Here is a 25,224-nt window from a genome sequence, read left to right as displayed (position 1 = left end):
AAATATAACACAGAATTTTGATAGGTTTGCCTATTGATTATTAGATTTTGAATTTATGAAGACAGCAGACATAGTAACAGCCAAGGGAACAATGAAGGTAGAATTCTTTGATAAGGATGCTCCCAATACAGTAGATAATTTTATCAAGCTATCAGAAAAGGGATTCTATGATGGCTTAACTTTTCATAGAGTGATACCAAACTTTGTTATTCAAGGTGGCTGCCCAGATGGTACTGGTGCTGGCGGTCCTGGATACTCGATTGACTGTGAATTAGATGGTGATAACCAATTTCACGACCGTGGAGTATTGTCAATGGCACACGCTGGAAGAAATACTGGTGGAAGTCAGTTTTTCATTTGCCATGGCCGTGATAACACCGCTCACCTTGACAGAAACCATACCTGTTTTGGAAAAGTGGTAGATGGCCTTGATGTAATAGATAAAATAACGCAAGGAGATGTTATCGAGAAAGTGGTTATAAATAAGTAATTATCCTTATTTCACTTAAAAAAGCCATTGGTAACACCAGTGGCTTTTTTTGTTTGCAATCCCTCCATTTGCGTTAAATTATATGAATGGTTAAACATTAACAGGTACTTATGCATTACTTTGTAGTCAACTTATACTTATGAATACTACTGGAAAAACTGTCATCATTGCGGTAATAGTACTGGCTGCTCTCGGGTTTATATTTTACCCAAAGTGGTCAAGCTCTGGTGATGAACCTACACCTGCTCAGACAACTTCTGCCCCGTCAAAATTGACGGTTAATGCTTTGGTTGTAGAAAATCAAAAGCTTGACAATGACCTAAGGGTGACGGGCTCTTTGATAGCCAACGAATCTGTTGTTTTAAAACCTGAAGTTTCTGGTAGAATCACACAGATAAACTTTAAAGAAGGACAGCCAGTTAGAAAAGGTCAGCTTTTGGTTCAACTGAATGACTCAGAAATACGTGCAGAGATTGAAAAGCTGAACTACACCAAGAAGCTGAACAACGACAATGAGTTCAGACAAAAGCAATTATTAAAAAAGGAAGCTATTAGTCAGGAAGAGTATGAAACTGCATTAACGACTCTTAATACTACTCTGGCAGAAATAAAGGTACAAGAAGTACAACTTCAAAAGCACCAAATAAGAGCTCCATTTGATGGTATAGCAGGTTTAAGAAAAGTAAGTAACGGAAGTTACATAAGCTCTTCTGACGAGCTTGTGACCATTTATAGCATTAACCCTATCAAAATAGACTTCTCAGTGCCGGGTAAGTATGCTGCAGAAGTAACAGTAGATGATGTCATCAAATTCGAAATTGATGGATATGAAAATGAAGTGTTTGAAGGAAAAATATTTGCGATAGAACCTCAGATAGATCCCGAAACCAGATCGATAAGCATTAGAGCATTAAGTGATAACAAAGAAAATAAACTACTTCCTGGTCAGTTTGCAAAAATCAATTTAACGATATCTACTTTTGAAGAGGCACTACTTATTCCAACCGAAGCTGTTATACCTGAACTGAATGGCAAGAAGGTGTTTGTCAGGGTAAATGGCAAGGTAGAATCTAAAAGTATTGAAACAGGTATTCGCATGGCGGATAAAATTCAGGTTACCAGTGGTTTGGTTAGCGGAGACACAGTTATAACAACAGGGATCTTACAACTTCAACCAGCTATGGAAGTTGACTTAAACTTAATTAGCAACTAGCATGAGTAGTTTATCCAGTGTAAGTATTGAGCGCCCGGTATTGGCGATAGTAATGTCATTGCTCATTATCATAATGGGCATAGTGGGATTCAACTTTCTTGGCGTGCGTGAATACCCAAGTGTTGACCCTCCCGTAATCTCTGTATCCACCTCCTACCCAGGAGCAAATGCCGAAATTATTGAAACCCAAATTACAGAGCCTCTTGAAGAGTCAATTAACGGAATTGCGGGTATTAAATCACTAACTTCTACTTCAAGGGATGGAAGAAGCACAATAAGAGTTGAATTTAGCATAGACAGTGACTTAGAGGCAGCGGCAAATGATGTGCGTGACAAAACATCAAGAGCAGTAAGAAACTTACCGGCAGATGCCGAGCCTCCGGTAGTATCCAAATCTGACGCGGATAGCTCTCCAATTATGGGCGTTAGGGTTTTTAGCGAGCAGAGAAACCTACTAGAGATCTCGGAAATAGCTGAGAATCTATTCAAAGAGAATTTTCAAACCATCGCTGGAGTTAGCCAGGTCGATATTTGGGGAGATAAACGATATTCTATCAGACTTTGGATGGATCCCGATAAGCTAGCTGCCTATAAAATCACCCCTGTAAGTATCCTTAATGCTGTTTCTACTCAAAACTTAGAACTACCGTCTGGAAGAATTGAAGGTAGTGCCACGGAGCTTTCTGTAAGAACCCAAGGAAGGCTAAACAGCCCTGAAGAGTTTAATAACCTGATCATTAGAGAAGATGAAAACGGTGTGATCCGATTTAGAGATGTAGGGCGGTCGGAGTTCTATCCCGAAAATGATCGATCAATACTTAAGAACAATGGAATTCCTATGGTAATTGTGGTCCTTAGACCACAACCAGGATCAAATAACCTTGAGATATCTAAAGAGTTCTACACCAGACTTGAGGCCATCAGAAAAAACTTACCTGATGATATCGAGACACAAATATCATTTGACAATACAGAATACATAGCTGATTCTATTGATGAAGTAGAGCAAACCATCTATGTGGCCTTTGCGCTGGTAGCACTTATTATTTTCGCCTTCCTGCGTGACTGGAGAACAACATTCATCCCAATTGTTACTGTACCGATCAGCTTAATAGGCTCATTCTTCCTAATGTATGCTTTCGATTTTTCAATTAATGTGTTGACATTACTAGGAATTGTATTAGCTATCGGGTTAGTAGTGGATGATGCCATTGTTGTTCTAGAAAACATTTACAGTAAAATAGAAGGCGGTCAAGATCCAGAAGAAGCAGCTAAGAATGGTTCTAAAGAAATCTTTTTTGCGGTAATCAGTACTACTGTGGCCCTTACCTCTGTATTCTTTCCCATTGTATTTCTTGATGGGTTAACTGGCCGGCTATTTAGAGAATTTGGTGTTACTGTAGCGGGAGCAGTAATTATTTCAAGTTTTGTAGCCTTGACGCTAACACCTATGTTAAGCTCCAAAATGCTTAAGAAACGTGAGAAACAACAATGGATTTATGCTAAAACAGAGCCCTTCTTTGTTTGGTTGAATGATAGCTATGCCAACCTACTCGGTAAGTTCATGAAATTCAGATGGTTGGCCTTTGTCATTATCATACTTTCAGGTTTAGGTATATATGCATTAATCAATAACATTCAGCAAGAGCTGGCACCATTAGAAGACCGCGGAAATTTCAGGGTATATGCAACAGGACCTGAAGGCGCCACATTTGAGTATATGGATTTTTATATAGATCAAATTACAGGTATGCTGTTGCAAGAGGTTCCTGAAAACAATTCTATATTAACCATAACCTCTCCTGGATTTGGAGCTTCATCAAGCGTTAACTCTGCCTTTGCTGTCATAAATCTTGTAGATGCAGATCAAAGAACAAGAAGCCAAACAGAAATTGTTAATGCCCTTAAGCCTAAGGTTGCAGAAAACACTAGAGCAAGAGCGTTTGTAACTCAACCTCAGACTATTGGAAACAGAAGAGGTGGCTTGCCTGTGCAATATGTATTGCAAGCAGGCACACTTGACAAGCTCAATGAAGTTATTCCAGCCTTCTTAGAAGAAGCCAATAAAACAGGGGTCTTCGATTTTGTTGAAGTCGACCTTAAATTCAACAAGCCTGAGATAAGTATAGATATTGACAGGGAAAAAGCGCGTGACCTTGGCGTTTCTGTTAGAAATATTGCTCAGACACTTCAGCTATCGCTAAGTGGCCAACGCTTTGGCTATTTCATTAAAAATGGAAAACAGTATCAGATTATTGGTCAGGTTGAAAGAGAGGATAGAAATGACCCTTTAGATCTCAAGTCAATTTATGTCCAAAATGATCAAAATCAATTGATTCAGATGGATAATTTGGTAACACTAAGAGAGCGTACAACTCCACCTCAGCTGTATCGTTACAATCGCTTTGCATCAGCTACAGTTTCTGCATCTCTAGTTGAAGGTTACAGTCTTGGTGATGGCATTAACACTATGGATGAGGTAGCTCAAAAAGTCTTAGATGGAAGTGTTACAACAGCACTGACAGGAAGTTCTTTAGAATTTATGCAAAGCTCAGGCAACCTATTTTTTGCTTTCGCTTTCGCACTTATTCTAATCTACCTGGTATTGGCAGCGCAGTTTGAAAGTTTCAGAGATCCTTTAATTATAATGTTTACAGTTCCTCTAGCACTGGCAGGCACACTCCTATCGCTGTACTTCTTTGGAGAAACACTTAACATCTTTAGCCAGATAGGAATTATCATGCTGATAGGCCTGGTAACAAAAAATGGAATTTTAATTGTAGAATTCGCTAACCAAAGAAAAGCTCAAGATATGTCGATTCATGAAGCTATTGTTGGTGCAGCCAAGTCAAGATTCAGACCTATTTTGATGACCAGCTTATCTACCATTTTAGGAATTCTGCCCATTGCACTGGCCTTAGGCGCAGGTGCTGAAAGTAGGGTATCTATGGGTGTTGCAGTTATAGGCGGAATGTTGTTCGCAACAATACTTACGTTGTTTGTAATTCCAGCGATTTACAGTTATATCACCAGTACACAAAAAAGAGTAGCGAGAGTATGAGATTGACGAGAGTATTTATACTGATATTTTTACTTCCCTTTAGTCTGATGGCTCAGGATGTGCTTACTCTGGAGCAAGCTATAGAGATAGCTCTTGATAATAATTATGGTATAAAAGTATCAAAAAGCAATCAGGAAATAACTGAAAACAACTATACATTGGGCAATGCAGGTTTTTTACCTATGGTTACCCTTGATTTTAACAAGAGCTTTGGAACACAGGATTTTGAAAGAACGCTAGCTTCAGGGCTTGAACAGTCTCAAACAGGTGCCAAAAATGAGCGTACCTCCTATGGTGCTTCACTGAACTGGACAATATTTGATGGGTTTCAGATGTTTGCTTCATATGACCAACTCAATACTTTTAGATCTCAGAGTGAGGAATCATTAAAGGCTGATATTGAACTTATCATTTATAATATTTCTGCTACGTACTACCAGGCTGCGCTTGAAAAGGAGCGCCTCAATTTATATGATAGTAATGTCTTCTTTTCGCAAGAAAGGCTTCAAGTAGCCAAAGATAAGTACGAGCTAGGTAAAGCATCAAAGCTTGAGTATTTACAAGCTCAGGTAGATTTAAATGCAGATAAATCACAGCAGTTGACACAGCAGCAAACTTTAGAAGCTACGAAACTAGAGCTATCTAGACTGCTAAGCGTTGAACTGGATACCTTCCAGCTTGAATATAATCTCGATACCGAGAACAATGTCAACTTGGAAGAATTGTTAGAAGGAGTGTCAGTGCAAAACCCCCAACTCACCTCACTGAAACAGCAAGAACTCATAGCTCAATACAATGAAAAAATAAGCAAAGGTGACATGTTGCCAAGGGTCAATGTTTTTGCTGGTTACACACATGCTAAGTCTGAATCTCCTGCTGGATTTGCTATTGTAAATACATCAGATGATATCAACTATGGCCTAACCGCTAGTTGGACAATTTTTAATGGATTTAATGTCAATCGTCAGATTCAAAATGCGCGTATTCAAAGAGATATAGCCACTTATCAATATGACAATCAATTAATAAACTTTAAAACTGCAATCAGACAAGGTTATTCAAACTATACCAACAGTCTTGACCTAATGGCACTAGAACGTGAGAACCTCAATGTAGCCAGAGAGAACAACGAAATTTCTAAGGAACGCTATGAAATAGGTCTATCAACTCCTCTAGAGTTAAGAGAAGCACAATTGAATTTTCTTAATGCAGAATTACGCTTTCAGAATGCGGCCTTTAATGCCAAACTAGCGGCCATTGAGCTTAAATACTTGAGCGGACAGACTATTAACTAGTTCATTATCAATATTTTGAATAAGGGTAGAATTAATAATAATTCTACCCTTATTTATTTTAGGCCTAATCACAGTAATAATATTACTTTTTTCACTTTATTTGCCGTTTGTTTAATATTTAAAGTGCAGTGTTTAACCATACTACCACTACTCTTTTGAAGTCTAAGATTGATAATAGAGTCTTGAAGTTTTGTTTTCTGTACTGCTATTAATTCTTTTTCAACCTAAATTAACAACCAATGGGAATTTTTACCTTTATGGGTGTCATCCTACTTTTAGGAGCACTTGTATTAATGGGCTTTAGCTACCAGCTTAGAAAAAATATGGTAGTCGGAGCCAGTCAGGATATTAATGTGCCTGGCAAGAAGCTGCTTTTATGGTTTACCCCTAGAAGAAGTATGATCATTTCTTTGATCGGAATCATATTCATTTTCAACAGTTCATTTATTTTTTATGCGAGTCCAGGGCATCAGTATTACATAGTATCTCCTACAGGTACAAAGAGTGCCATTTTCTCTTCTGGCATTAAATTCATAACTCCTTTATCTAAAGTTCAGGAATGGCAAAAATTCTTTGATATTAAAGTGTTGACTGAAGGGGAATCAGAAGAAGGAATTGAAGGTGTTATTCCTTATGGAATTCCAATAAGGTTCATCGATCAGGTTACAGCAGAAGTAAACATCTCTGTTCGTATGCAAATGCCACAGGACGAACCATCCTTTATTAAGCTGGCAGAAGAATTCAGACATCCCAAAAATCTGGTAAACAATACATTAGTGCCTACTGTGAAAGAACAGGTGATTAATACAGGCTATATGTTTGCCGCTCAAGACTATATTTCAGGTTCTGCTGCAGACTTTAGACAAACGCTAGATGAGCAATTAAAGAATGGTGGATATTCCGTAGAGAAAAAAGAGTATTATGACACCATATACGCTAGTCTTCAAGCTGAAGAAAGGATCATTAAAGATATAAGAACACGATATGAAGTAAACAAAAGATTGGATAAGACTGGCACCCCTGTCAGAATTGATCATGACATTACCAAGAACAATATTATAGTCTCTCAGGTAATTGTAGATCAGGTTGACCTAGAAGACGCTTTCAAAAGAAGACTTGAAGCACAAAGAGACATCTCTGCACAAAAGCGAATTGAGATGGAAAAGATAGAAACCGCCAAGGCCGAGCAGCAGCGTATACTAGCTGAGGGTGAAAGAGACAAGACAGCAGAGCGTGCAAATCAGGAAAAAGAACAGGTTAAGAAGCTAATTGAAATAGAAACCAGATTGAAACAGGAAGAAACCAATAAGAAACTAGCTCAGATACAACTTGAAACCGAAAAGCTCAAATCAGCAGCTAAGAAAGTGGCTGCTGATGCTCAGTCATACGAAAATACCAAACTGGTACAAGCTGGTCTTACACCCCAAGAAAGAGCTGAATGGGAATATAAAACCTCTGTAGGTGTAGCTGAAAAGCTCGCAGGACCTGATGGTGTTAAATTCCCTCAAATCTATATGGGAGGAAGTAATGGTACAGGAAAGAGTAATCAAGATGCCTTACAGCAAATGCTAACCATGATGATGGCGCAACAGTCGATCAAGACCGGTAAGGGAGGCAATTAATTACACAAATGGCCCAGGCACCTATTTAGTCTGGGCCATTTTCATTATTTCTTTGTTTGAAAATAAATCTGAAAGCCCACTCCGAATCCTATAGAAGTAGTTTCTAGGTCAGAAAGACCATCACTGTCATAATTTGTATATGATTTATTATAGGAGAGAATAGATTCTACAGCAATACTCTGGCTTAAAAAGTAAGTTAGGCCTGCACCAATACTTAAATTGGATGTTGAGTACTTTTCATTGCTCAATATTAAACCTCCGGCTGTTGTGTCAAATATAAATGTATCAAATTGTCCAATTCCCATTGTATATTCTATTTCTGGAAAAACTGCCCACCTATCAAAAGGAATATAGTACCTAAGTTTAGGTCCAAAGGCCAAACTTTGAGACTTCCTGTCTGCTAAACCATTTTGTGTTTGATTAGAAAAAGAAATTGGCAGAATAATACCAAGAGCTACATTATCAGTCAGCAAATAGGATAATCCAGGGTTGATATTTAATGAAAACACTTTTTGATCTTCAAAATTGTCATATCTGTAAGTAGTACTTCCGAGGTCAATACCACCTCCAAGTAGCATATTACCCTTTTCCGTTTGACCAAATGAAACTATTGATACTGACATTAAAAAATTGATAAAAAGTGCAGTTGTAAAATTTCTAATCATGTTATTGAGCTTAATTATAAGTGGTTAGACATAAAAAAACCCTTCAGTACTCTGAAGGGTTTTTAATAATACAGATCGTGGTTGGTAATTTATTTACTTACTTTCTTTACAATTGCTTCGAAAGCTTCTGGGTGATTCATTGCTAAGTCAGCCAATACCTTTCTGTTAAGATCGATATTTGCTTTCTTAAGGTTACCCATCAACTGAGAGTAAGACATGCCGTGCATTCTAGCACCTGCATTGATTCTTTGAATCCAAAGAGCTCTAAAATCTCTTTTCTTAGCTTTTCTATCGCGGTAAGCATAACCCCAACCTTTTTCGACAGCATTTTTAGCTACTGTCCAAACATTACTTCTTCTTCCCCAATAACCTTTAGCGGCTTTAAGGATTCTTTTTCTTCTAGCTTTTGAAGCTACGTGATTAACTGATCTTGGCATTTCTTTAATTGTTTTTGGTTAGTGGCGCTCTACTGTTACATAGAATCTTTTATTGCCAATTAACCTGGTGAATAATTTGAACCTTGTCGAATAACTAGATATTCAACATTAATTTTACATTCTTCTCGTCAGTCTTGTGGACCACGGTCATGCCAGTAAGATTTCTCTTCTGTTTTGTTTCCTTCTTCGTCAGGATGTGGCTTTTGAAAGCATGCTTTCTTTTAATCTTGCCAGTACCTGTAAGCTTGAATCTCTTCTTCGCTCCTGATTTAGTTTTTACTTTAGGCATTTTATAATTTGTTTTCGATCTGTATTCTATTTCTTTTTAGTCGAAGGCTTTGGCGTTAAAAACATAATCATACGCTTACCTTCCAACTTTGGTAGTTGTTCAACTTTACCATACTCCTCAAGAGCCTGAGCAAACTTCAACAACAAAATCTCACCGCGTTCTTTAAACACGATAGTTCTTCCTACAAAGTGCACATAGGCCTTAACCTTAGCACCCTCATCAAGAAAGTTAATCGCATGTTTTAACTTAAAGTTAAAGTCATGCTCTTCAGTATTAGGGCCAAAACGAATCTCTTTGATTACAGTTTTTTGTGCCTTGGCCTTAATTTCTTTCTGTTTTTTCTTCTGCTCGTATTTAAACTTAGAGTAGTCAATAATTTTACAAACCGGTGGGTCTGCTTTGGGAGATATCTCCACTAAGTCTAAATTTTGCTCCTTAGCCAACTGAATGGCCTTACTAACAGGGTATACATCTACTTCGACATTCTCACCAACCACTCTCACATTTTTTGCTGTGATAAGCTCGTTGATTCGGTAGGGCTCTTCTACTCTCCCTCGAAACCCTCTCTTCTGAAATCTTTGTTTACTAATTGTTACCTCCTTTTAGTTTTACCTTGAAAAAACAGTCTGCAAATATGAGTATATATTTTATATATATCAACCTGTACTTGCATTTATCGCCTTTCAAATCAGTGAATTAATTTATTTATAATGCGCTTTTTTGTTCAAAATGACCAATAAAATCCTCAATCGACATGGACCCAAGGTCTCCTTCACCATGCCTGCGAACTGATACTTTGCCTTCAGCCGCTTCTTTTTCTCCCACTATCAACATAAAAGGCACTTTCATAACCTCTGCATCTCTTATCTTCCTTCCTATCTTCTCATCTCTATTATCAAGGAATCCTCTAATATCCTTTTCGCTGAGTGTAGTATGCAACTCTTGAGCATAATCCTGATATTTTTCAGAAATAGGCAATATCGCAATCTGATCAGGAGATAGCCATAATGGGAAGTTTCCTCCACAATGCTCAATCAATACAGCTACAAATCGCTCCATTGAACCAAAAGGTGCTCTGTGAATCATCACAGGTCTGTGCTTTTGATTATCCGCTCCAGTATACTCCAACTCAAACCTCTCTGGCAATGTATAATCTACCTGAATAGTTCCAAGCTGCCAGCTTCTGCCCAAAGCATCCTTAACCATGAAGTCAAGCTTGGGGCCATAAAAAGCCGCCTCACCCTGCACTGCTACTGTTGACAGTCCTCTTTCATCAGCTGCTTCCTGAATCTCTCTCTCTGCACGTTCCCACAGTTCATCAGCACCGATATACTTCTCTTTATTATCAGGATCTCTTAGGGAGACCTGAGCCGTATAGTTTTCAAAACCAAGTGCCTTAAATGTATAAAGAACGAGGTCAATAACCTTAACAAATTCTTCTTTTACCTGATCTGGTCTACAGAATATGTGAGCATCATCTTGCGTAAAGCCCCTAACCCTGGTAAGACCATGAAGTTCACCACTTTGCTCGTAACGATAAACCGTCCCAAACTCTGCATAACGAACCGGTAAGTCTTTATAAGACCTTGGTTTTGATTTATATATCTCGCAATGGTGAGGGCAATTCATTGGCTTCAGCAAGAATTCCTCATCCTCATTCGGTGTTTTTATTGGTTGAAAAGAGTCTGCGCCATATTTTTCATAGTGACCAGAAGTAACATATAACTGCTTAGAACCAATATGAGGGGTTACAACCGGGTCATAACCCGCTTTTACTTGTGCCTTGCGCATGAAATTCTCCAGACGTTCTCTAAGTATAGTACCCTTTGGCAACCATAAAGGTAAACCCAGGCCTACCTTTTCTGAGAATGTAAAAAGCTCCAGCTCCTTACCCAACTTTCTATGATCACGTTTTTTAGCTTCCTCAAGCATTTCTAAATACTCAGTAAGCTCCTTCTGCTTAGGGAAAGTGATCCCATATATTCTTGTGAGCTGCTTTCTTTTTTCATCACCCCTCCAATAGGCACCAGCCACGCTCATCAGCTTTATCGCTTTTATAATCCCTGTATTAGGAATATGAGGCCCACGGCATAAGTCAGTGAAATTTCCTTGCTGGTAAAAAGTTATTGTGCCGTCTTCAAGGCCATCAATCAGCTCAATCTTGTATTCATCATCTTTCTCTTTGAAATACTTTAAAGCATCTGCCTTGCTTACATCAGTTCTTACAAATTCATTCTTATTTCGGGCTAGCTCCAGCATTTTCTTCTCTACTGCAGCCAGATCATCTTCACCAAATTCCTGATCACCCAAATCAACATCATAATAGAAACCATTATCAATAGGTGGTCCTATACCGAACTTCACTCCTGGATAAATCTCTTCCAATGCCTCAGCTAGCACGTGAGCCGATGAATGCCAAAATGTAGATTTACCCTCTAGATCATTCCATGTAAGAAGTTGCACCGTAGCATCGGTGGTTATAGGCCTGGTAGAATCCCAAACTTCACCATTTACTTTTGCTGACAATACATTTCTGGCTAGCCCTTCGCTAATGCTCATCGCAATATCATGGCTGCTCACTCCTTTTTCAAATTCTTTAACGGAACCGTCCGGTAAGGTAATTTTGATCATTAAAATAGTTTATTAATTATTGATTTCTTTCCTCTCCACGGCTGGCGGAGGGCTGTTTCTGATACTTTCAAAAGCCTCCTCCTGCTGTTTCAAACGCCACAAATATGCAACTTTTCTATTCAATATATCCAGTTCTTCAGAAGCTATGACTAAAGTAGAATCAGATTTCACCAAATTAGTATAAACTTCCTGAGCTTCAGCATAATTTCCTAGTTTATCTAGTGATCTGGCCTTTAATAATGCGTTGTCAACAAACAAACTATCAATCTCCCAACTCCTTTCGGCAATGAGCAGTGAAGTGTCGTATTTCTGAAGCGAATAGTAGGTCTTACCTGTAATGTTAAGCACCTCTAAATCTTCACTTTGAAGCGCCCCGGCAGCATTTAGAAAAGTCAGTGCACTATCATAAGATTGTCTGGCAGTTAAGAGTCTTGCTTTTTTAATCAAAAACTCCTTATTTTCTTCTTCATGTTGAAGAAAAGCGTCAACGTATTGTTCCGCAAGAGCCTCATTTCCTTTGTTTCTATAAATTTCAAATAAGCTTCTATATGATTTTATCAGATCGCTCTGCTGCTCAATTGATAATTTGTAACTGCTAATAGCTGCAGTTGTATCTTTCAGCTCTAACAAAATATCAGCCTGTAATGACAGGTTTTCACCATTTCTATTAAAGTCTAAAAGCCTTTGGATGGATTTCTTAGCATTTTCCGCATCATTCAATTTCAGGTAATTGACGGCCATAAGACGATACAACTGATAATTACGCAGCCCTCGTTGCTCAGCCTGCAGTGCCGCAGCTATACTTTCTTCAGAGTTATTTCTTTTATCAAGTATTGAGCTTTTTAAAAGATAGTAATCTGGATCTGTAGACTTAAGATTTACCGCTTTCTGAACGTCAATCCCTGCTCTTCTGTAATCTCCAATAGTTAGGTAGACCTGAGCCCGCTTATAATAGACCTGAGCATTATTTTGATCTCTTTCAATAATGTCATTAAGGTACTCTAGCACCTTTTCTGCATCCTGAAGCTCTCCAGACTCAATCATCTGATCGCGAGAATACCTCTCACATGAAAAGAAGAACAGAAACAAAAAAAGAAGAAAATATGTGAACCTCAAATTATAATATGAATTGGAAACTGATTTTGATACCAAATTTACTGACATCTGGGTTATCAAGATAGGTTAGTCGATGTAAAAAATCCACTCTCAGAACTTTAAATATATTCTCAACGCCATAACCAACTTCTACATAAGGCCTATCTTCCTGAAGTGACCCAATAGATTGGACAGGATTACCTTCTAAATCAAACTCTGGAATTATGGCCAGATTCTCCTTATCGAGCTTTCCATATAGAATGTTTCCCGTGGCCACAAGACGCCATTTCAACTTTTTCATTAGCGGGATTCTATTCAATATAAACCCTTCAAAGTAATGGTTGTATCTTAAGAACGCATAGCTATCACTAGCAAATTCGGAAAAGTTCATCAGGTTGAAAGCAGCTGTGGTAAAAAATGTGGACTCATTACCAATATGTGCTTTGAGTAATGGGTAAGGCAAATGTTCAAAGATATGCTCGGCACTAATATTGAAATTTGAAGTACCTAAAAGTCCCATTCTAAGATCCTTTCTGATATTGATACCCAGTTTGTTGTATTCAAAATCACTACCCACAATATCGGCAAGACCTCTGGTGTACCTTACGGTTACAATTGGCCATTTCTGTGTTCCAAGACTTACTCGGTCATTATCATTTTGAATGAATAGCTCATCCTTGGCAAAACGAGATTCTAAAGTAATCTCAGCTGTTTCAAAACCTGTTCGAATCGGTGAGTCAGTACGACCAGGCTCTGTGTAGTAGGCAAAATTATAAATGGGATCAAATGACCTAAAATTGAATAGTATTTTCTGTGTATAACCTTTAAATATCTCTCTCTGAGTGGATAGTTTTAATTGATTGAAGTAATATGGTCTGATTTGTCTACCAAATTTAGTAGCCGCCAAAAACACACTATTGCCTATTAAATCATCAGCTGCCAGTCCAACCTGATCAATATCTCTTGTATACTCTACCCTGGCAGTCGTCCACCTTTTTCGTGATAAAATGCGCTCGGCAAAACCACTGTATTTCCACTCCTTATCACGCTGACCATATGCAGCTCTGGCGCCAAATATCCATTTATCGCTAAAGTCAGCATTGGTCTTAAAACCTAATTGAAAGCGATTACCCTCTACAGTATTGTTAGCATACAATGCTAAATAAGGACCTATATCAATTTTCCCAACCTTCTTATAACCGTTAATGGCAATTTTAAGAATCTCAGTATAGGTTTTAACAACCGGTATATTCCTCAATGTATCAATCATCCTATATACAGACATTTCAGAAGCCGATAACGGCTCATGCCTGTTCTTTTCCCAGAATTCGTCATTATTATTGAGTTTGAAATCTTCAGCCACAATAATTGGATGCGCATAAAACTTGGCATCCTGAGGCTCATTTACTTTAACATTTTTTGCTGATGTATAGAACTTGGCCAATACTCCTGCCATGTTTTCAGTAATCTCACCTATATCCAATAAAATTCGATTTTTTATTGGCACCCATGGACCTGCACTTGTACGGGCAAGCTCCTGCTGAATCTTTATTTTCTCAATGTAGTTAAGGTTTGCAGTGGCACTTACAGTGACATCAATCTGCTTTAGCGCATATTCTTGTTTGGTAATCCACATGGTGCCATTAAACGCCAGGTCTTGATCTCTTTTAGGAAAGAAGTCCAGCCTATAACAAAAATCTTCACCAACCATGGCGCTATCGGTAAGGTCATATTCATAATACAACTTCCAGCCATCAGCAATTGGCGAAACAAAATCCTTACTGACAATATTGAGCCAGTTGTTATAGAAATTATACTCTTGAAAAGAAGAGCCTATGAACTGAGAAACAAGGGAACCGTCTTCAACTCCAACTCCAGTGATCTTTGATTTAAGTATCTTCTCATGCTTGAGTTTTGGATTCTTTCTGAAATAGTATTCTGAAAGTGTCTCAGAAATAAAAACTGGAAGAATCGGCTTCCCATCTTCACCAGCTATTCGCTCAACACTATCTAATACCTGAGTGATTTTCTTTACAAACTTCTTCTTCTTAAATCTATCAGTGATATTATCAACATCAACTTCAATCTTAGTGTAGTTGTCGTATTGATAGGCATCAAGGCTGGTTTTGTCATTCGCCTTCTTATTATCTATCACATTTCTCATGATGGGAAATGCAGGATTTTCACCAGCGTAGAAAACAACTTCCTGCAGGCTGGTAACCTCCTCGATTAGTTGAAAATTAAGAGTTTGAGAGACTCCTCTTTTAATGACTTTTGTTTTTGAAGAGTATCCAATATAGGAACACAACACCGAGTCGACAGGTAAACCGATATCCATCTTATAATTACCTTCAAAATCTGTAGTCGTACCTGTTGAAGAACCAACAAAAATCAAATTAGCAAAAGGAATTGGGTCTCCTGAATTGGCATCAATTACTTTACCGGACACAAACGTTCTCTGTGAATAACCACAAAAGGAAATAAGTAGGAGTATAAATATGAGTATTCTCTTCTGCACGTGAATCAACAGTAACTTTTTTAAGTAGTAAAGTAAATTAATCTATTTTGAAATTATACTGGTTAGAACCAACTTTTTAGCAAAATAGTTAACTTTTGAATCAGAAATCTAACTCAATTGTGTCGCCAATATTGTATCCGGCATCACCTTCTTTTGGTTTAGCGGTACTTGGCTGAGGTTTAGCACTTTGAGTTTTTGCTTCTTCTCTTTCAGATGCCTTTTCATTTCCGGAGGTTGCATCACTTTCATCCTCCTCGGAAATTTCTTTTGGTTGCTCTGTTTTCTCCGGTTCTACAGACTTAAGTAAAGTTACTTTTTTGACATTATGAGAGGACACTCTATTACCAAGTGCTTTCCACCCTTTTACGTCTATTGTCTCGTCTAGGTTAATTTCTTCAGTCTCCTTTTCTTTACTCTTTCCTCTGGTATATTCAATTTCAACTCTACCATTTGATTTCGTTGTTGCTACCAATAATTTAGAACCTGAAGCCTCACTGATAAAACCAAAACGTTTGTCTATTGTAGAAGTTTCAACTTTAAATCGCTTTATCAAATAATGCTTTCCGTCACCATCATAGTGTATGGCTGATATCACCGTATCAGGGCTAAACCTTTCTATAATCAAGACCTTGTCAGGTTCATATCTATTAGTTAGTTCATAAGAAGTTAACTCATAGCTACCATCTTTATATATTACAAGGATATTATCATCACCATTAAACTTACCTATATGGATACCTCTGTCATCCTTATTCAGTCGTCCAACTGATTGATCATACCAAATATCCAGCCCACTTAAAGTAGACACTCCCTCTGACTTCAATTCAATCTTTCTCACCGGGTATCTGGTAAGGATATTTCCTCCTGCCCCACGGCCTTTTATATCTATTGTAGCAAAATCAAAGTCGAATATCTTAATCCTTGCTTTAGCACCTGAAGTCAACTTAACGTTTACAACCTCTGCTTCGCCATTCATATTTGCCGTTAGATAAAGTACCTTTGAGCCTCTTTCTCCCTTAGTTAAGTCATATTCCTTATCTCTGGTAATGGCTGTAACATTAAATCTCTTAACCATCGATCTACCTGTTTTTCCATCAAGATAGATAAGGTTGTAGGTCATCCTTTCATCACCCTTCTTCCAGACACCGGCATAGAGAATGTCTTTACCCATAAAGGTCTTCTCAGATATGCGCGAGACCATCATCTTGCCATCTCTTCTTATGGCAATTATATCGTCTAAATCAGAACATTCAGTAACAAACTCATCCTTCCTTAAACCATAACCAACAAAGCCATCTGCTCTATTGACATAGAGCTTTTGGTTGTTAGCGGCTACAATTGAAGTATCAATAGAATCAAATGATTTAATTTCTGTTTTACGTTCCCTGCCTTTACCGTATTTCTCCAACAACCTGTTGTAGTAATCAATGGCATAATCTGTAATATGCTCCAGGTGATGCAGTGTTTCTTTTAGCTCCTCTTCAAGTCTCCTAAGCAGTTCGTCGGCTTTGAAAGTATCAAACTTAGAAATACGCTTGATTTTGATCTCTGTCAGCTTAATGATATCCTCTTCAGTAATATCTCTATAAAACTGAGGTTTAAAAGGATCAAGCCCTTTGTCGATAGTTTGAATTACCGCTTCCCAGGTTTCACACTCCTCAATATCACGATATATTCTGTTTTCAATAAATATCTTTTCTAATGAAGAGAATAATATCTTCTCCATTAACTCATCACGCCTAATTTCTAACTCTCTTGTTAATAGCTCAACGGTTTTATCAGTATTGAGCTTCAATATCTCATTTACAGGTATAAAATGAGGCTTGTCATCAATAATAATACAGGCATTAGGTGATATAGACACCTCACAATCAGTGAAGGCATATAACGCATCAATGGTTATATCCGGAGACTGCCCAGCAGCCAGATCAATCAGTATCTCAACATCTTTAGCTGTGTTATCTACAACCTTCTTGATCTTGATTTTCCCCTTGTCGTTAGCCTTGATTATAGAATCAATCAAGCCGGTAGTTGTGGTTCCAAAAGGAATATCTTTTACAACTAATGACTTTTTATCCTGCTCTTCAATTTTAGCTCTTACTTTGATTTTACCTCCTCTAAGTCCCTGATTGTACTCAGAAAAGTCAGCCATACCACCGGTTATAAAGTCTGGATAGATCTTAACTTTTTTGCCTTTAAGTATGTCAACACTTGCCTTTATAAGCTCACAGAAGTTATGTGGCAGTATTTTCGTAGAAAGACCTACGGCAATACCTTCAACACCCTGAGCCAGTAACAATGGAAATTTAACGGGCAAAGTGACGGGCTCTTTTTTACGGCCATCATAAGAGAGTTGCCAGTTGGTAGTTTGAGGATTATAAAGTACTTCTAATGCGAATTTGGAAGGTCTTGCCTCTATATATCTGGGTGCTGCTGCACTGTCACCAGTTCTTACATCACCCCAGTTTCCTTGTGTATCAATTAATAAATCTTTCTGCCCGATGTTAACCATAGCATCACCAATGGAGGCATCACCATGTGGGTGATATTGCATGGTCTGTCCAATGATATTCGCTACCTTATTGTAACGGCCATCGTCCATCTCTTTGATGGCATGCATAATTCTGCGTTGTACTGGCTTAAAACCGTCCTCAATAGCCGGAACTGCCCTTTCAAGTATTACATAGGAGGCATATTCCAAAAACCAGTTTTCGTACATTCCTGATACCGGAATGACATCATGAATTATATCTTCTTTTTCAAATTTCTCATTTTGCCCTTCTACAGGCTCATTATTCTCTTCCATTCAGCAATGAGATTAATTTTCGGCTAATTGTTCTTCTGTTTCTTCTTTCACTGGAATAGTAAGGTCGTTCACCTCGTCCTTCTCAATTCGAAGATTGTCAACAATAAAATCTTGTCTATTAGGAGTGTTTTTACCCATGTAAAAGGTCAACAATTGGTTTATTGACGTATCCTTATTTAATATAATTGGGTCGAGACGAATATCTTCCCCAATGAAATTTCCAAATTCATCTGGTGAGATCTCTCCTAATCCTTTAAATCGAGTGATCTCTGGTTTATTACCAAGTTTTGCTATTGCGGCTCTACGCTCCTCATCTGAGTAGCAATAAATTGTTTCTTTCTTATTTCTAACCCTAAACAATGGCGTATCCAAAATGAACAAATGCCCCTGCTTTACAAGATCAGGAAAGAACTGTAAAAAGAAAGTCAGCAATAGCAATCTGATGTGCATACCGTCAACATCGGCATCTGTAGCAATAATAATTTTTCTGTAACGCAGGCCTTCAATACCGTCCTCAATATTCAAGGCATGTTGAAGAAGGTTAAATTCTTCATTTTCATAAACCACTTTCTTGGTCAGATTGAAGCAGTTCAACGGCTTACCCCTCAAACTAAATACTGCCTGCGTTTGAACATCACGAGATTTTGTAATTGACCCACTCGCAGAATCACCCTCAGTGATAAAGATCATGGTATCATCTACTCTATCGCTCTTTTTGTCATCATAATGCAACCTGCAGTCACGTAATTTTTTGTTATGAAGATTGGCCTTTTTAGCTCTTTCATTCGCCAGCTTTTTGATACCTGCTATCTCCTTACGCTCACGCTCAGACTGTAATATTCTTTTTAACAGAGCATCTGCCACTTCACTATTTCTATGCAGGTAATTGTCCAGCTCAGTTTTCAAGAAGTCATTGACGAAGGTTCGCATTGTAGGGCCATCTGGACCAACATTCTGAGAACCTAATTTTGTTTTTGTCTGTGACTCAAAGACCGGCTCCTGAACACGAACAGCCACAGCACCTACTACACTGGCCCTTATATCTGCTGCATCAAAATCTTTCTTATAAAAATCTCGTACCGTTCTTACCACTGCTTCTCTAAAAGCTGCTAAATGTGTTCCTCCCTGAGTGGTATATTGACCATTAACAAAAGAGTAATATTCTTCACCATATTGATTGCAATGAGATAAGGCTACTTCTATATCTTCGCCTCTTAGATGTATAATCGGGTAGCGCAGTGACTCTACTTCAGTTTTTCTTTCTAGCAGATCCTTAAGGCCGTTTTCGGAATGAAACTTATTTCCATTGAAGTTTATGGTAAGTCCGGCATTTAGAAATACATAATTCCAAATAAGATCATTTAGATAGTCTGGAATAAAGTGGTAATTCTTAAAAATAGTTTCATCAGGCTCGAAGGTAGTGAGTGTACCATTTCTGCCGCTTGACTTTATCACTTTAGCATCGTTGGTTACTTCACCTCTGACAAACTCTGCCACCTTGGTTTCCCCCTCACGAAATGACTGTACCTTAAAATATGTGGAGAGGGCGTTTACAGCCTTGGTACCAACTCCATTTAGCCCAACAGATTTTTGGAAAGCACCAGAATCATACTTACCTCCGGTGTTAATTTTAGACACACAGTCTATCACTTTTCCCAGTGGAATACCGCGACCATAATCTCTAATTTCTACTCTGTGATCAGTGATTTTCACATCGATGGTTTTACCATACCCCATCATGTGCTCATCAATACAGTTATCGATAATCTCTTTAACCAAAACATAGATACCGTCATCCTGAGCAGAACCATCTCCCAGCTTACCTATATACATACCTGGCCTAAGCCTGATATGCTCTTTCCAGTCAAGGGATTTGATACTATCTTCGGTATATTCTACGTGATCAACAGCCATAATTAGAAATTCATTTACTTAGGTTAACGAGCGAAGAAACACGAATTTTCAGACTAATTCAAGGGAATAGTAGAAATGAAAATTCTAAATTTTACTATTAAAAATAACTGTGGAAGACCTTAAATATCAGATAATTAGAAGTTTAAAGTCTAAGGAATAAAATAAAGGTTTAAGCTTTATTTTTTAAATTTAGTATAAAAAATGGCAATGCAACCACCCACCCTATTACTAGTCCTAAAGTAATGTAGATATAATACCCAAAATTTGAAAAATCGAAGTTCTCACCACTGTTAACTAACTGAATAAAAGTTAATGAACTCATAAAGAAGAAGTTCAATACCGTAGCAAAACTCATCAACCATCCCACTAGAAATTCAGCCACAGGAACTTCACTTTTTCTAAACTTGCGCGCTATGCTATAAATCGAAAAGTTACAGATGGTGATAAAGGCCAGACTTACGTTGAATACTGTCTCTCTTGATATAGTATTCTGTCCATCAAAAAGTGATAAGCTACCTCCTATCGGAATAGCTGCATATGTATAAAGTAAAGTAGCCAGTGTAGCTAGCAAAGTAAAGAACCAAAAGGCTTTGATGAGTTTATTCATAGTCAACTTTAAATTGGCCGCAATTTAGGACTATAGTACGTTAGAAAAAAAGTGTTGTGAAAAGTAATTGTTTTGCTTCACCAATCTCAACTTTAGACAACGATTGCATAATCCTGACTTTGACGTAAAAGAAATGAACAATTTTAGCTAATTTTACCAATTAGTATGCATGCAGAACGTTTTATATGAATATAAATCCTATCATATTATCCATCCCTATCTACTTCCTACTTATAGGAGTTGAGCTGGTGGTTCAGTGGATTACAAAAAAGGAACTTTACAGGCTTAGTGATGCACTTACTAATATTTCATGTGGCATAACCCAACAGCTTAGTGGTATCTTTCTTAAAGTTTTAGGCGTAGGCGCTTATGTTTTGGTTTATGAATATTTTGCATTGTTCGATGTGCCATCGACATGGTACACCTTTATTATTTTGTTCGTTGGTGCTGACTTTTTCTATTATTGGGCACATCGTATGAGTCATGAAATCAATCTGTTTTGGGGAGGACATGTGGTTCATCATCAAAGTGAAGATTACAACTTTTCGGTAGCACTTAGACAGGGTTCATTCCAAATATTATGGACTTTCTTCTTCTACTTCCCATTAGCTATTATTGGTTTTAAACCGGTAGACTTCGTTTTTGTCTCAGCATTAGTGACGGTATACCAATTCTGGATTCACACTGAGACTATTGGAAAAATGGGTTGGTTTGAAATCATCTTCAATACACCCTCTCATCATAGAGTGCATCATGGTAGAAACCCCAAATATATAGACAGAAACCATGCTGGCGTATTTATTATTTGGGATAAAATGTTTGGCACATTTCAAGAGGAAGAAGAAAAACCAACTTATGGTATCACCAAACCCATCAACAGTTGGAATCCGGTTTGGGTTAATTTTGATCATTACTACCAAATGTTTAAACAATGGAAAGAAATCAAGGGATTGAAGAATAAGCTCAAATTCCTTTTTTATAAACCAGGTTGGCTACCGAAAGAGTTAGGAGGTTATCAATCAGCGCCAGAGGTTGATAAGGCTGCATATAAAAAATACGATACTCCTGTGAATAGCGTTTTAAGCTATTACGTACTTTTTCAATATATTATGATTTTAGCAGCAACGGCCGTATTTCTGTTTAACTATACCAAATTGGAGCTGCCCTACCAGATTGTCACAGTGCTAGGTATCATTCTAACCATTGTAAATGCTGGTGCTTTGATGGAGAAAAAGTCATGGGCTAAAAAATCGGAAATCATAAGAGTACTACTCCTCACGTCAATTGCAACCTATGCCGTCATATTTTTCAGTTTCAGCTATTTATTCCTTATCCCGATAACAGTTTATTTCCTGATTTCGATGTTTGCGATGCCATACTCTTCTAAATTAGCAGTATGAAATTTACATTTACTGTGTTTGCTTTAAGCATCTTCCTTTTTGCATGTGACAAGACCATTGATCTCAAAAACTTTGATGAACTGGCCTGGCAAAGTGATAAAGGAGCTTGTCAAAATATTAGAGTGGAAATGCAAGATGATCTTGAGGCAGCAAAAGAGCAACTCAAGGGGCTTAATCAGGATGAGATTGTTACAGTATTAGGTAGACCTGATGAAAATGAACTTTATAAACGCAGTCAGAAGTTCTTCATATACTACATTACTCCTAAAAACTGTGATAATCAGGAGTTTAAACAATACACCTATTTAAGCATCAGGTTCAACGCAACCGGCCTGGCAAAGGAGGTAATCGTTTACGAAACGAAATTCTAATTTAAAATTTCATATTTTTTGTCTATCTTATTGTTTCAATCAAACAATGAAACATGAGTAGCATACAATTTCACCCCAATGAGTTATTGTTGATTTACAATGACCCTAACACCACCACAGGTAAACAGACAAGGGCCTATGCCAAGTCAGTGTCTAATAATGTTAATGAGGTAAATATCTCAAATAACAATTTTACTACGACATTGTGGAAAGAGGTGATTAATATGCTAAACCTTCATCCCTTAGAAATTATGGATAGGTCATGTGCTGACTATAAAGCAAAAATTGAAGGTAATAACTTTACAATGACCGGAATGCTAGAGGTTTTGGCTCATAATCCAACATTACTAAAAGCTCCTATTGCTGTATATCAAAACAATGCTGTATTCTGCCTGAAGCCAACAGATATTCTAAAATTTGAGAATAGCTCTACCAGCAAAGTGCCCCCGCATTTGAGAAGACAATAATTTATCGGGCCTGATCTGGCCCAAATATTTGAAGTCCCACAAAAATCGAGTCTTGCTGTCTATGCAATTGATAGACGTAATCGTGTTTTGAAATAGGAGAAGAAACAAATTGTTCAAACTGAGCCCGTTTCTGGTTGTCAACAAAAACAATAAATCTATTTAAACCTGGCTCTGAGGCCTTGAGCCTTTGCTGCTCGCCATCCTTAAATACAACTATAGTATCTGAGCCCTGCTCTCCTACTCTTTTGATCTGAATACTTTTAATTAAGATACCTTTTGGTCTTACAACTACCTGATCTCGAAATATATAATTACGAATCTCCTGAGTGTAACTAAAAGCAATGACCAACACCAAGCATACAAAACCTAAAAGCCAAGCAACTACTTTCATTATTTAAGTTCAATCCCGGTGTCTTTGATTTCAATAAGTTGCTGTTTATATAGACCTCCAATAGCTTTTTTAAAGGCCTTCTTACTCATTTTTGTCTTGAGTATGATTTCCTCAGGTGAAGACTTATCATGCAGACCAATAAAACCATCATTATTCTTCAAAAGCTTAAGAATTTTCTCTCCATTAACATCTATAGCCTGAACCCCAACTTGGCCCAATCTCAAGTCGATCTTACCATCATCCCGAAGTTTTTTAATATAGCCTCGAAGCTTATCTCCAATTCTTACAGGTTGAAAAACCTCGTTTTTATATAAAAGCCCCGAATACTCCTGGTCAACGACAGCAGAGTAACCCAACTCAGATTCTGAATATATTAAAATTTCAACTTCCTGCCCTTCTTCTAGTTTGGAATAATCATTATCCAAAAAGGCATTGATTTTTCCAACGCCAATGAGTCTATCCGTTTTATAATCAATACAAATCCTAACAACATGAATTTCACCAATATGATAATTCTGAGGCTGTTCATTAGTAGGCACAAGCAAGTCCTTTTCCAAGCCCCAATCCATATAGGCTCCGTGAGGCGCAGTATCGCTTACTTCAAGTGCAACAAACTCATTTATCTTGCCGAAAGGCTTCAAGGTTGTTGCTATTAACCGATCTTCCGAATCTTTATATAAAAAGACATTTATGGTCTGACCGATTTTAACTTCTTCAGGAAGGTATTTTGTAGGCAATAATATTTCGCCTCGTTCTGAAGCAAGATAAACACCAAAGGGTACCTCCTTTACAATTTCCAGTTCGTGAAATTCACCAATTTGCATGGCTGCAATTTAGCAACAAATACTGTCTCGGGGGGTATTTTTTTTTATATTTGCCAGCCTATTCTAACGTTTGAAAAACACGATTTTAATGAAAAACATAGCAGTAATTGGTTCAGGAACAATGGGTAATGGTATTGCTCATGTATTTGCTCAAAATGGATATAACGTCTCATTGATAGACATCTCAGCACCCGCTTTAGAAAAAGCAATAGCTACCATAGGCAAAAACCTGGATAGACAGATCACAAAAGAGCTCATCAGCGAAACTGATAAAACAAATACGCTGAATAATATCAAGACTTATACAGTCATGGTAGATGGTGTTAAAGATGTTGATTTGGTAGTTGAAGCAGCTACTGAGAATATTGATCTTAAATTGAAGATATTTAAAGACCTTGATGCTACGTGTGATAGCGATACAATTTTAGCAACAAATACCTCATCTATTTCAATTACTAAAATAGCTGCAGTTACCAATAGAGCTGACAAAGTAATAGGAATGCACTTCATGAACCCTGTACCTGTAATGAAGTTGGTGGAGGTCATCAGAGGTTATAATACCAGTGACAGCATTACCGCACAAATCATGGAAATGTCTAAAAATTTAGGAAAGGTACCTGTTGAAGTCAATGACTATCCTGGCTTTATAGCCAATAGAATATTGATGCCCATGATCAATGAGGCCATTTATTCATTATATGAAGGTGTAGCAGGTGTTGAAGAAATTGATACCGTTATGAAATTAGGAATGGCTCATCCAATGGGTCCTTTACAACTTGCCGACTTCATAGGTCTGGATGTTTGCTTATCAATTCTTAACGTGCTGCATGACGGATTTGGAAACCCTAAATATGCTCCATGTCCTTTATTAGTAAATATGGTAGAAGCAGGTCATAAAGGTGTAAAATCTGGGAGTGGATTTTATTCTTGGGGTCATGGCACAAAAGATTTAATTGTTGCGGATAGATTTAATAAATAACAATAAAAAGTATGTTCTTATTTTCTATTGTTTTATCAAGTAATATCTACACTTTTTTAATATTTTAGTAATTACGTAATTGTACTGATTTTCAATTATTTAGTTGAACAATTAATGCATTAATGGTATTATAGTAAGTACCATTAATG

Annotated in this window: 21 protein-coding genes; 9 read left to right on the top strand and 12 right to left on the bottom strand. The window is 37.6% G+C overall.

The window, feature by feature from the left end; all coding sequences use genetic code 11:
• Positions 1 to 55 precede the first annotated feature (55 nt).
• The 5 genes from E1140_RS11510 to E1140_RS11490 all read left to right on the top strand — a co-directional run bounded on the left by E1140_RS11510 (position 56) and on the right by E1140_RS11490 (position 7,681).
• On the top strand, positions 56 to 490 hold the full coding sequence (locus tag E1140_RS11510; protein ID WP_155183496.1) for a peptidylprolyl isomerase: 435 nt from the start codon (positions 56 to 58) through the stop codon (positions 488 to 490).
• A 139-nt stretch (positions 491 to 629) separates the two neighbouring features.
• Positions 630 to 1,703 carry an efflux RND transporter periplasmic adaptor subunit gene (locus E1140_RS11505; RefSeq protein WP_155183493.1) on the top strand — a complete coding sequence of 358 codons (1,074 nt, stop codon included), beginning with the start codon at positions 630 to 632 and terminating at the stop codon, positions 1,701 to 1,703.
• Between the two features lies 1 nt (position 1,704).
• Positions 1,705 to 4,764, top strand: coding sequence for an efflux RND transporter permease subunit (locus E1140_RS11500; RefSeq protein ID WP_155183490.1), 3,060 nt, complete (start codon positions 1,705 to 1,707; stop codon positions 4,762 to 4,764).
• Entirely contained in the window at positions 4,761 to 6,059 is a 1,299-nt protein-coding gene (locus tag E1140_RS11495) for a TolC family protein (protein ID WP_155183487.1), read from the top strand. Before E1140_RS11500 ends, E1140_RS11495 begins: the two co-directional genes overlap by 4 nt.
• Before the next feature lie 239 nt (positions 6,060 to 6,298).
• Positions 6,299 to 7,681, top strand: coding sequence for an SPFH domain-containing protein (locus tag E1140_RS11490; protein ID WP_155183484.1), 1,383 nt, complete (start codon positions 6,299 to 6,301; stop codon positions 7,679 to 7,681).
• 44 nt (positions 7,682 to 7,725) lie between these two features.
• Here the strand turns inward: E1140_RS11490 and E1140_RS11485 are convergent, their stop codons facing one another.
• From E1140_RS11485 to E1140_RS11440, 10 genes are all read right to left on the bottom strand, one after another.
• On the bottom strand, positions 7,726 to 8,346 hold the full coding sequence (locus tag E1140_RS11485) for an outer membrane beta-barrel protein (protein WP_155183481.1): 621 nt from the start codon (positions 8,344 to 8,346) through the stop codon (positions 7,726 to 7,728).
• An 89-nt stretch (positions 8,347 to 8,435) separates the two neighbouring features.
• Positions 8,436 to 8,783, bottom strand: a complete 348-nt coding sequence (rplT, locus tag E1140_RS11480; protein ID WP_155183478.1) for a 50S ribosomal protein L20 — start codon at positions 8,781 to 8,783, stop codon at positions 8,436 to 8,438.
• A gap of 94 nt (positions 8,784 to 8,877) precedes the next feature.
• A complete protein-coding gene (gene rpmI, locus E1140_RS11475; protein WP_155183475.1) occupies positions 8,878 to 9,072 on the bottom strand; it encodes a 50S ribosomal protein L35 in 195 nt (64 codons plus the stop codon).
• 26 nt (positions 9,073 to 9,098) lie between these two features.
• Entirely contained in the window at positions 9,099 to 9,662 is a 564-nt protein-coding gene (gene infC / locus E1140_RS11470) for a translation initiation factor IF-3 (protein ID WP_343034232.1), read from the bottom strand.
• A gap of 115 nt (positions 9,663 to 9,777) precedes the next feature.
• The gene (gene thrS / locus E1140_RS11465) at positions 9,778 to 11,703 is read right to left on the bottom strand and encodes a threonine--tRNA ligase (RefSeq protein ID WP_155183471.1); all 1,926 of its coding nucleotides are present in this window, start codon (positions 11,701 to 11,703) and stop codon (positions 9,778 to 9,780) included.
• Between the two features lie 12 nt (positions 11,704 to 11,715).
• Positions 11,716 to 12,747 (bottom strand): tetratricopeptide repeat protein, encoded by a 1,032-nt coding sequence (locus E1140_RS11460; protein ID WP_185153539.1) that lies wholly within the window; start codon positions 12,745 to 12,747, stop codon positions 11,716 to 11,718.
• 73 nt (positions 12,748 to 12,820) lie between these two features.
• Positions 12,821 to 15,247 (bottom strand): DUF5686 and carboxypeptidase-like regulatory domain-containing protein, encoded by a 2,427-nt coding sequence (locus tag E1140_RS11455; protein WP_343034231.1) that lies wholly within the window; start codon positions 15,245 to 15,247, stop codon positions 12,821 to 12,823.
• 169 nt (positions 15,248 to 15,416) lie between these two features.
• Positions 15,417 to 18,122 (bottom strand): DNA gyrase/topoisomerase IV subunit A, encoded by a 2,706-nt coding sequence (locus E1140_RS11450; protein WP_155183456.1) that lies wholly within the window; start codon positions 18,120 to 18,122, stop codon positions 15,417 to 15,419.
• 12 nt (positions 18,123 to 18,134) lie between these two features.
• Positions 18,135 to 20,036, bottom strand: coding sequence for a DNA topoisomerase IV subunit B (locus E1140_RS11445; RefSeq protein WP_155183453.1), 1,902 nt, complete (start codon positions 20,034 to 20,036; stop codon positions 18,135 to 18,137).
• Positions 20,037 to 20,205: 169 nt separating this feature from the next.
• Complete coding sequence (locus E1140_RS11440; RefSeq protein WP_155183450.1) at positions 20,206 to 20,643, bottom strand: hypothetical protein; 438 nt, start codon at positions 20,641 to 20,643, stop codon at positions 20,206 to 20,208.
• 185 nt (positions 20,644 to 20,828) lie between these two features.
• Between E1140_RS11440 and E1140_RS11435 the strand changes: the two genes are divergently transcribed.
• From E1140_RS11435 to E1140_RS11425, 3 genes are read left to right on the top strand one after another with little or no spacing between them, the layout of a single operon-like run.
• The gene (locus tag E1140_RS11435) at positions 20,829 to 22,043 is read left to right on the top strand and encodes a sterol desaturase family protein (RefSeq protein ID WP_155183446.1); all 1,215 of its coding nucleotides are present in this window, start codon (positions 20,829 to 20,831) and stop codon (positions 22,041 to 22,043) included.
• Positions 22,040 to 22,414 carry a hypothetical protein gene (locus E1140_RS11430; RefSeq protein WP_155183444.1) on the top strand — a complete coding sequence of 125 codons (375 nt, stop codon included), beginning with the start codon at positions 22,040 to 22,042 and terminating at the stop codon, positions 22,412 to 22,414. Before E1140_RS11435 ends, E1140_RS11430 begins: the two co-directional genes overlap by 4 nt.
• Before the next feature lie 53 nt (positions 22,415 to 22,467).
• Entirely contained in the window at positions 22,468 to 22,881 is a 414-nt protein-coding gene (locus tag E1140_RS11425; RefSeq protein WP_155183441.1) for an arsenate reductase family protein, read from the top strand.
• Between the two features lies 1 nt (position 22,882).
• On the opposite strand, the gene E1140_RS11420 is transcribed toward E1140_RS11425, so the two are convergent.
• Together E1140_RS11420 and E1140_RS11415 are read right to left on the bottom strand one after the other, a co-directional pair.
• A complete protein-coding gene (locus E1140_RS11420; protein WP_155183438.1) occupies positions 22,883 to 23,272 on the bottom strand; it encodes a hypothetical protein in 390 nt (129 codons plus the stop codon).
• Positions 23,272 to 24,096, bottom strand: a complete 825-nt coding sequence (locus tag E1140_RS11415) for a CvfB family protein (protein WP_155183435.1) — start codon at positions 24,094 to 24,096, stop codon at positions 23,272 to 23,274. Before E1140_RS11415 ends, E1140_RS11420 begins: the two co-directional genes overlap by 1 nt.
• A gap of 88 nt (positions 24,097 to 24,184) precedes the next feature.
• On the opposite strand from E1140_RS11415, the gene E1140_RS11410 reads away from it, so the two are divergent.
• Positions 24,185 to 25,075 (top strand): 3-hydroxybutyryl-CoA dehydrogenase, encoded by an 891-nt coding sequence (locus E1140_RS11410; protein ID WP_155183432.1) that lies wholly within the window; start codon positions 24,185 to 24,187, stop codon positions 25,073 to 25,075.
• Positions 25,076 to 25,224 lie beyond the last annotated feature (149 nt).

Source organism: Fulvivirga lutimaris, assembly GCF_009711525.1.
GTDB lineage: Bacteria > Bacteroidota > Bacteroidia > Cytophagales > Cyclobacteriaceae > Fulvivirga > Fulvivirga lutimaris.
Note: the sequence above shows the minus strand (reverse complement) of the source record. Positions and strands in the feature narration are given on the sequence as shown.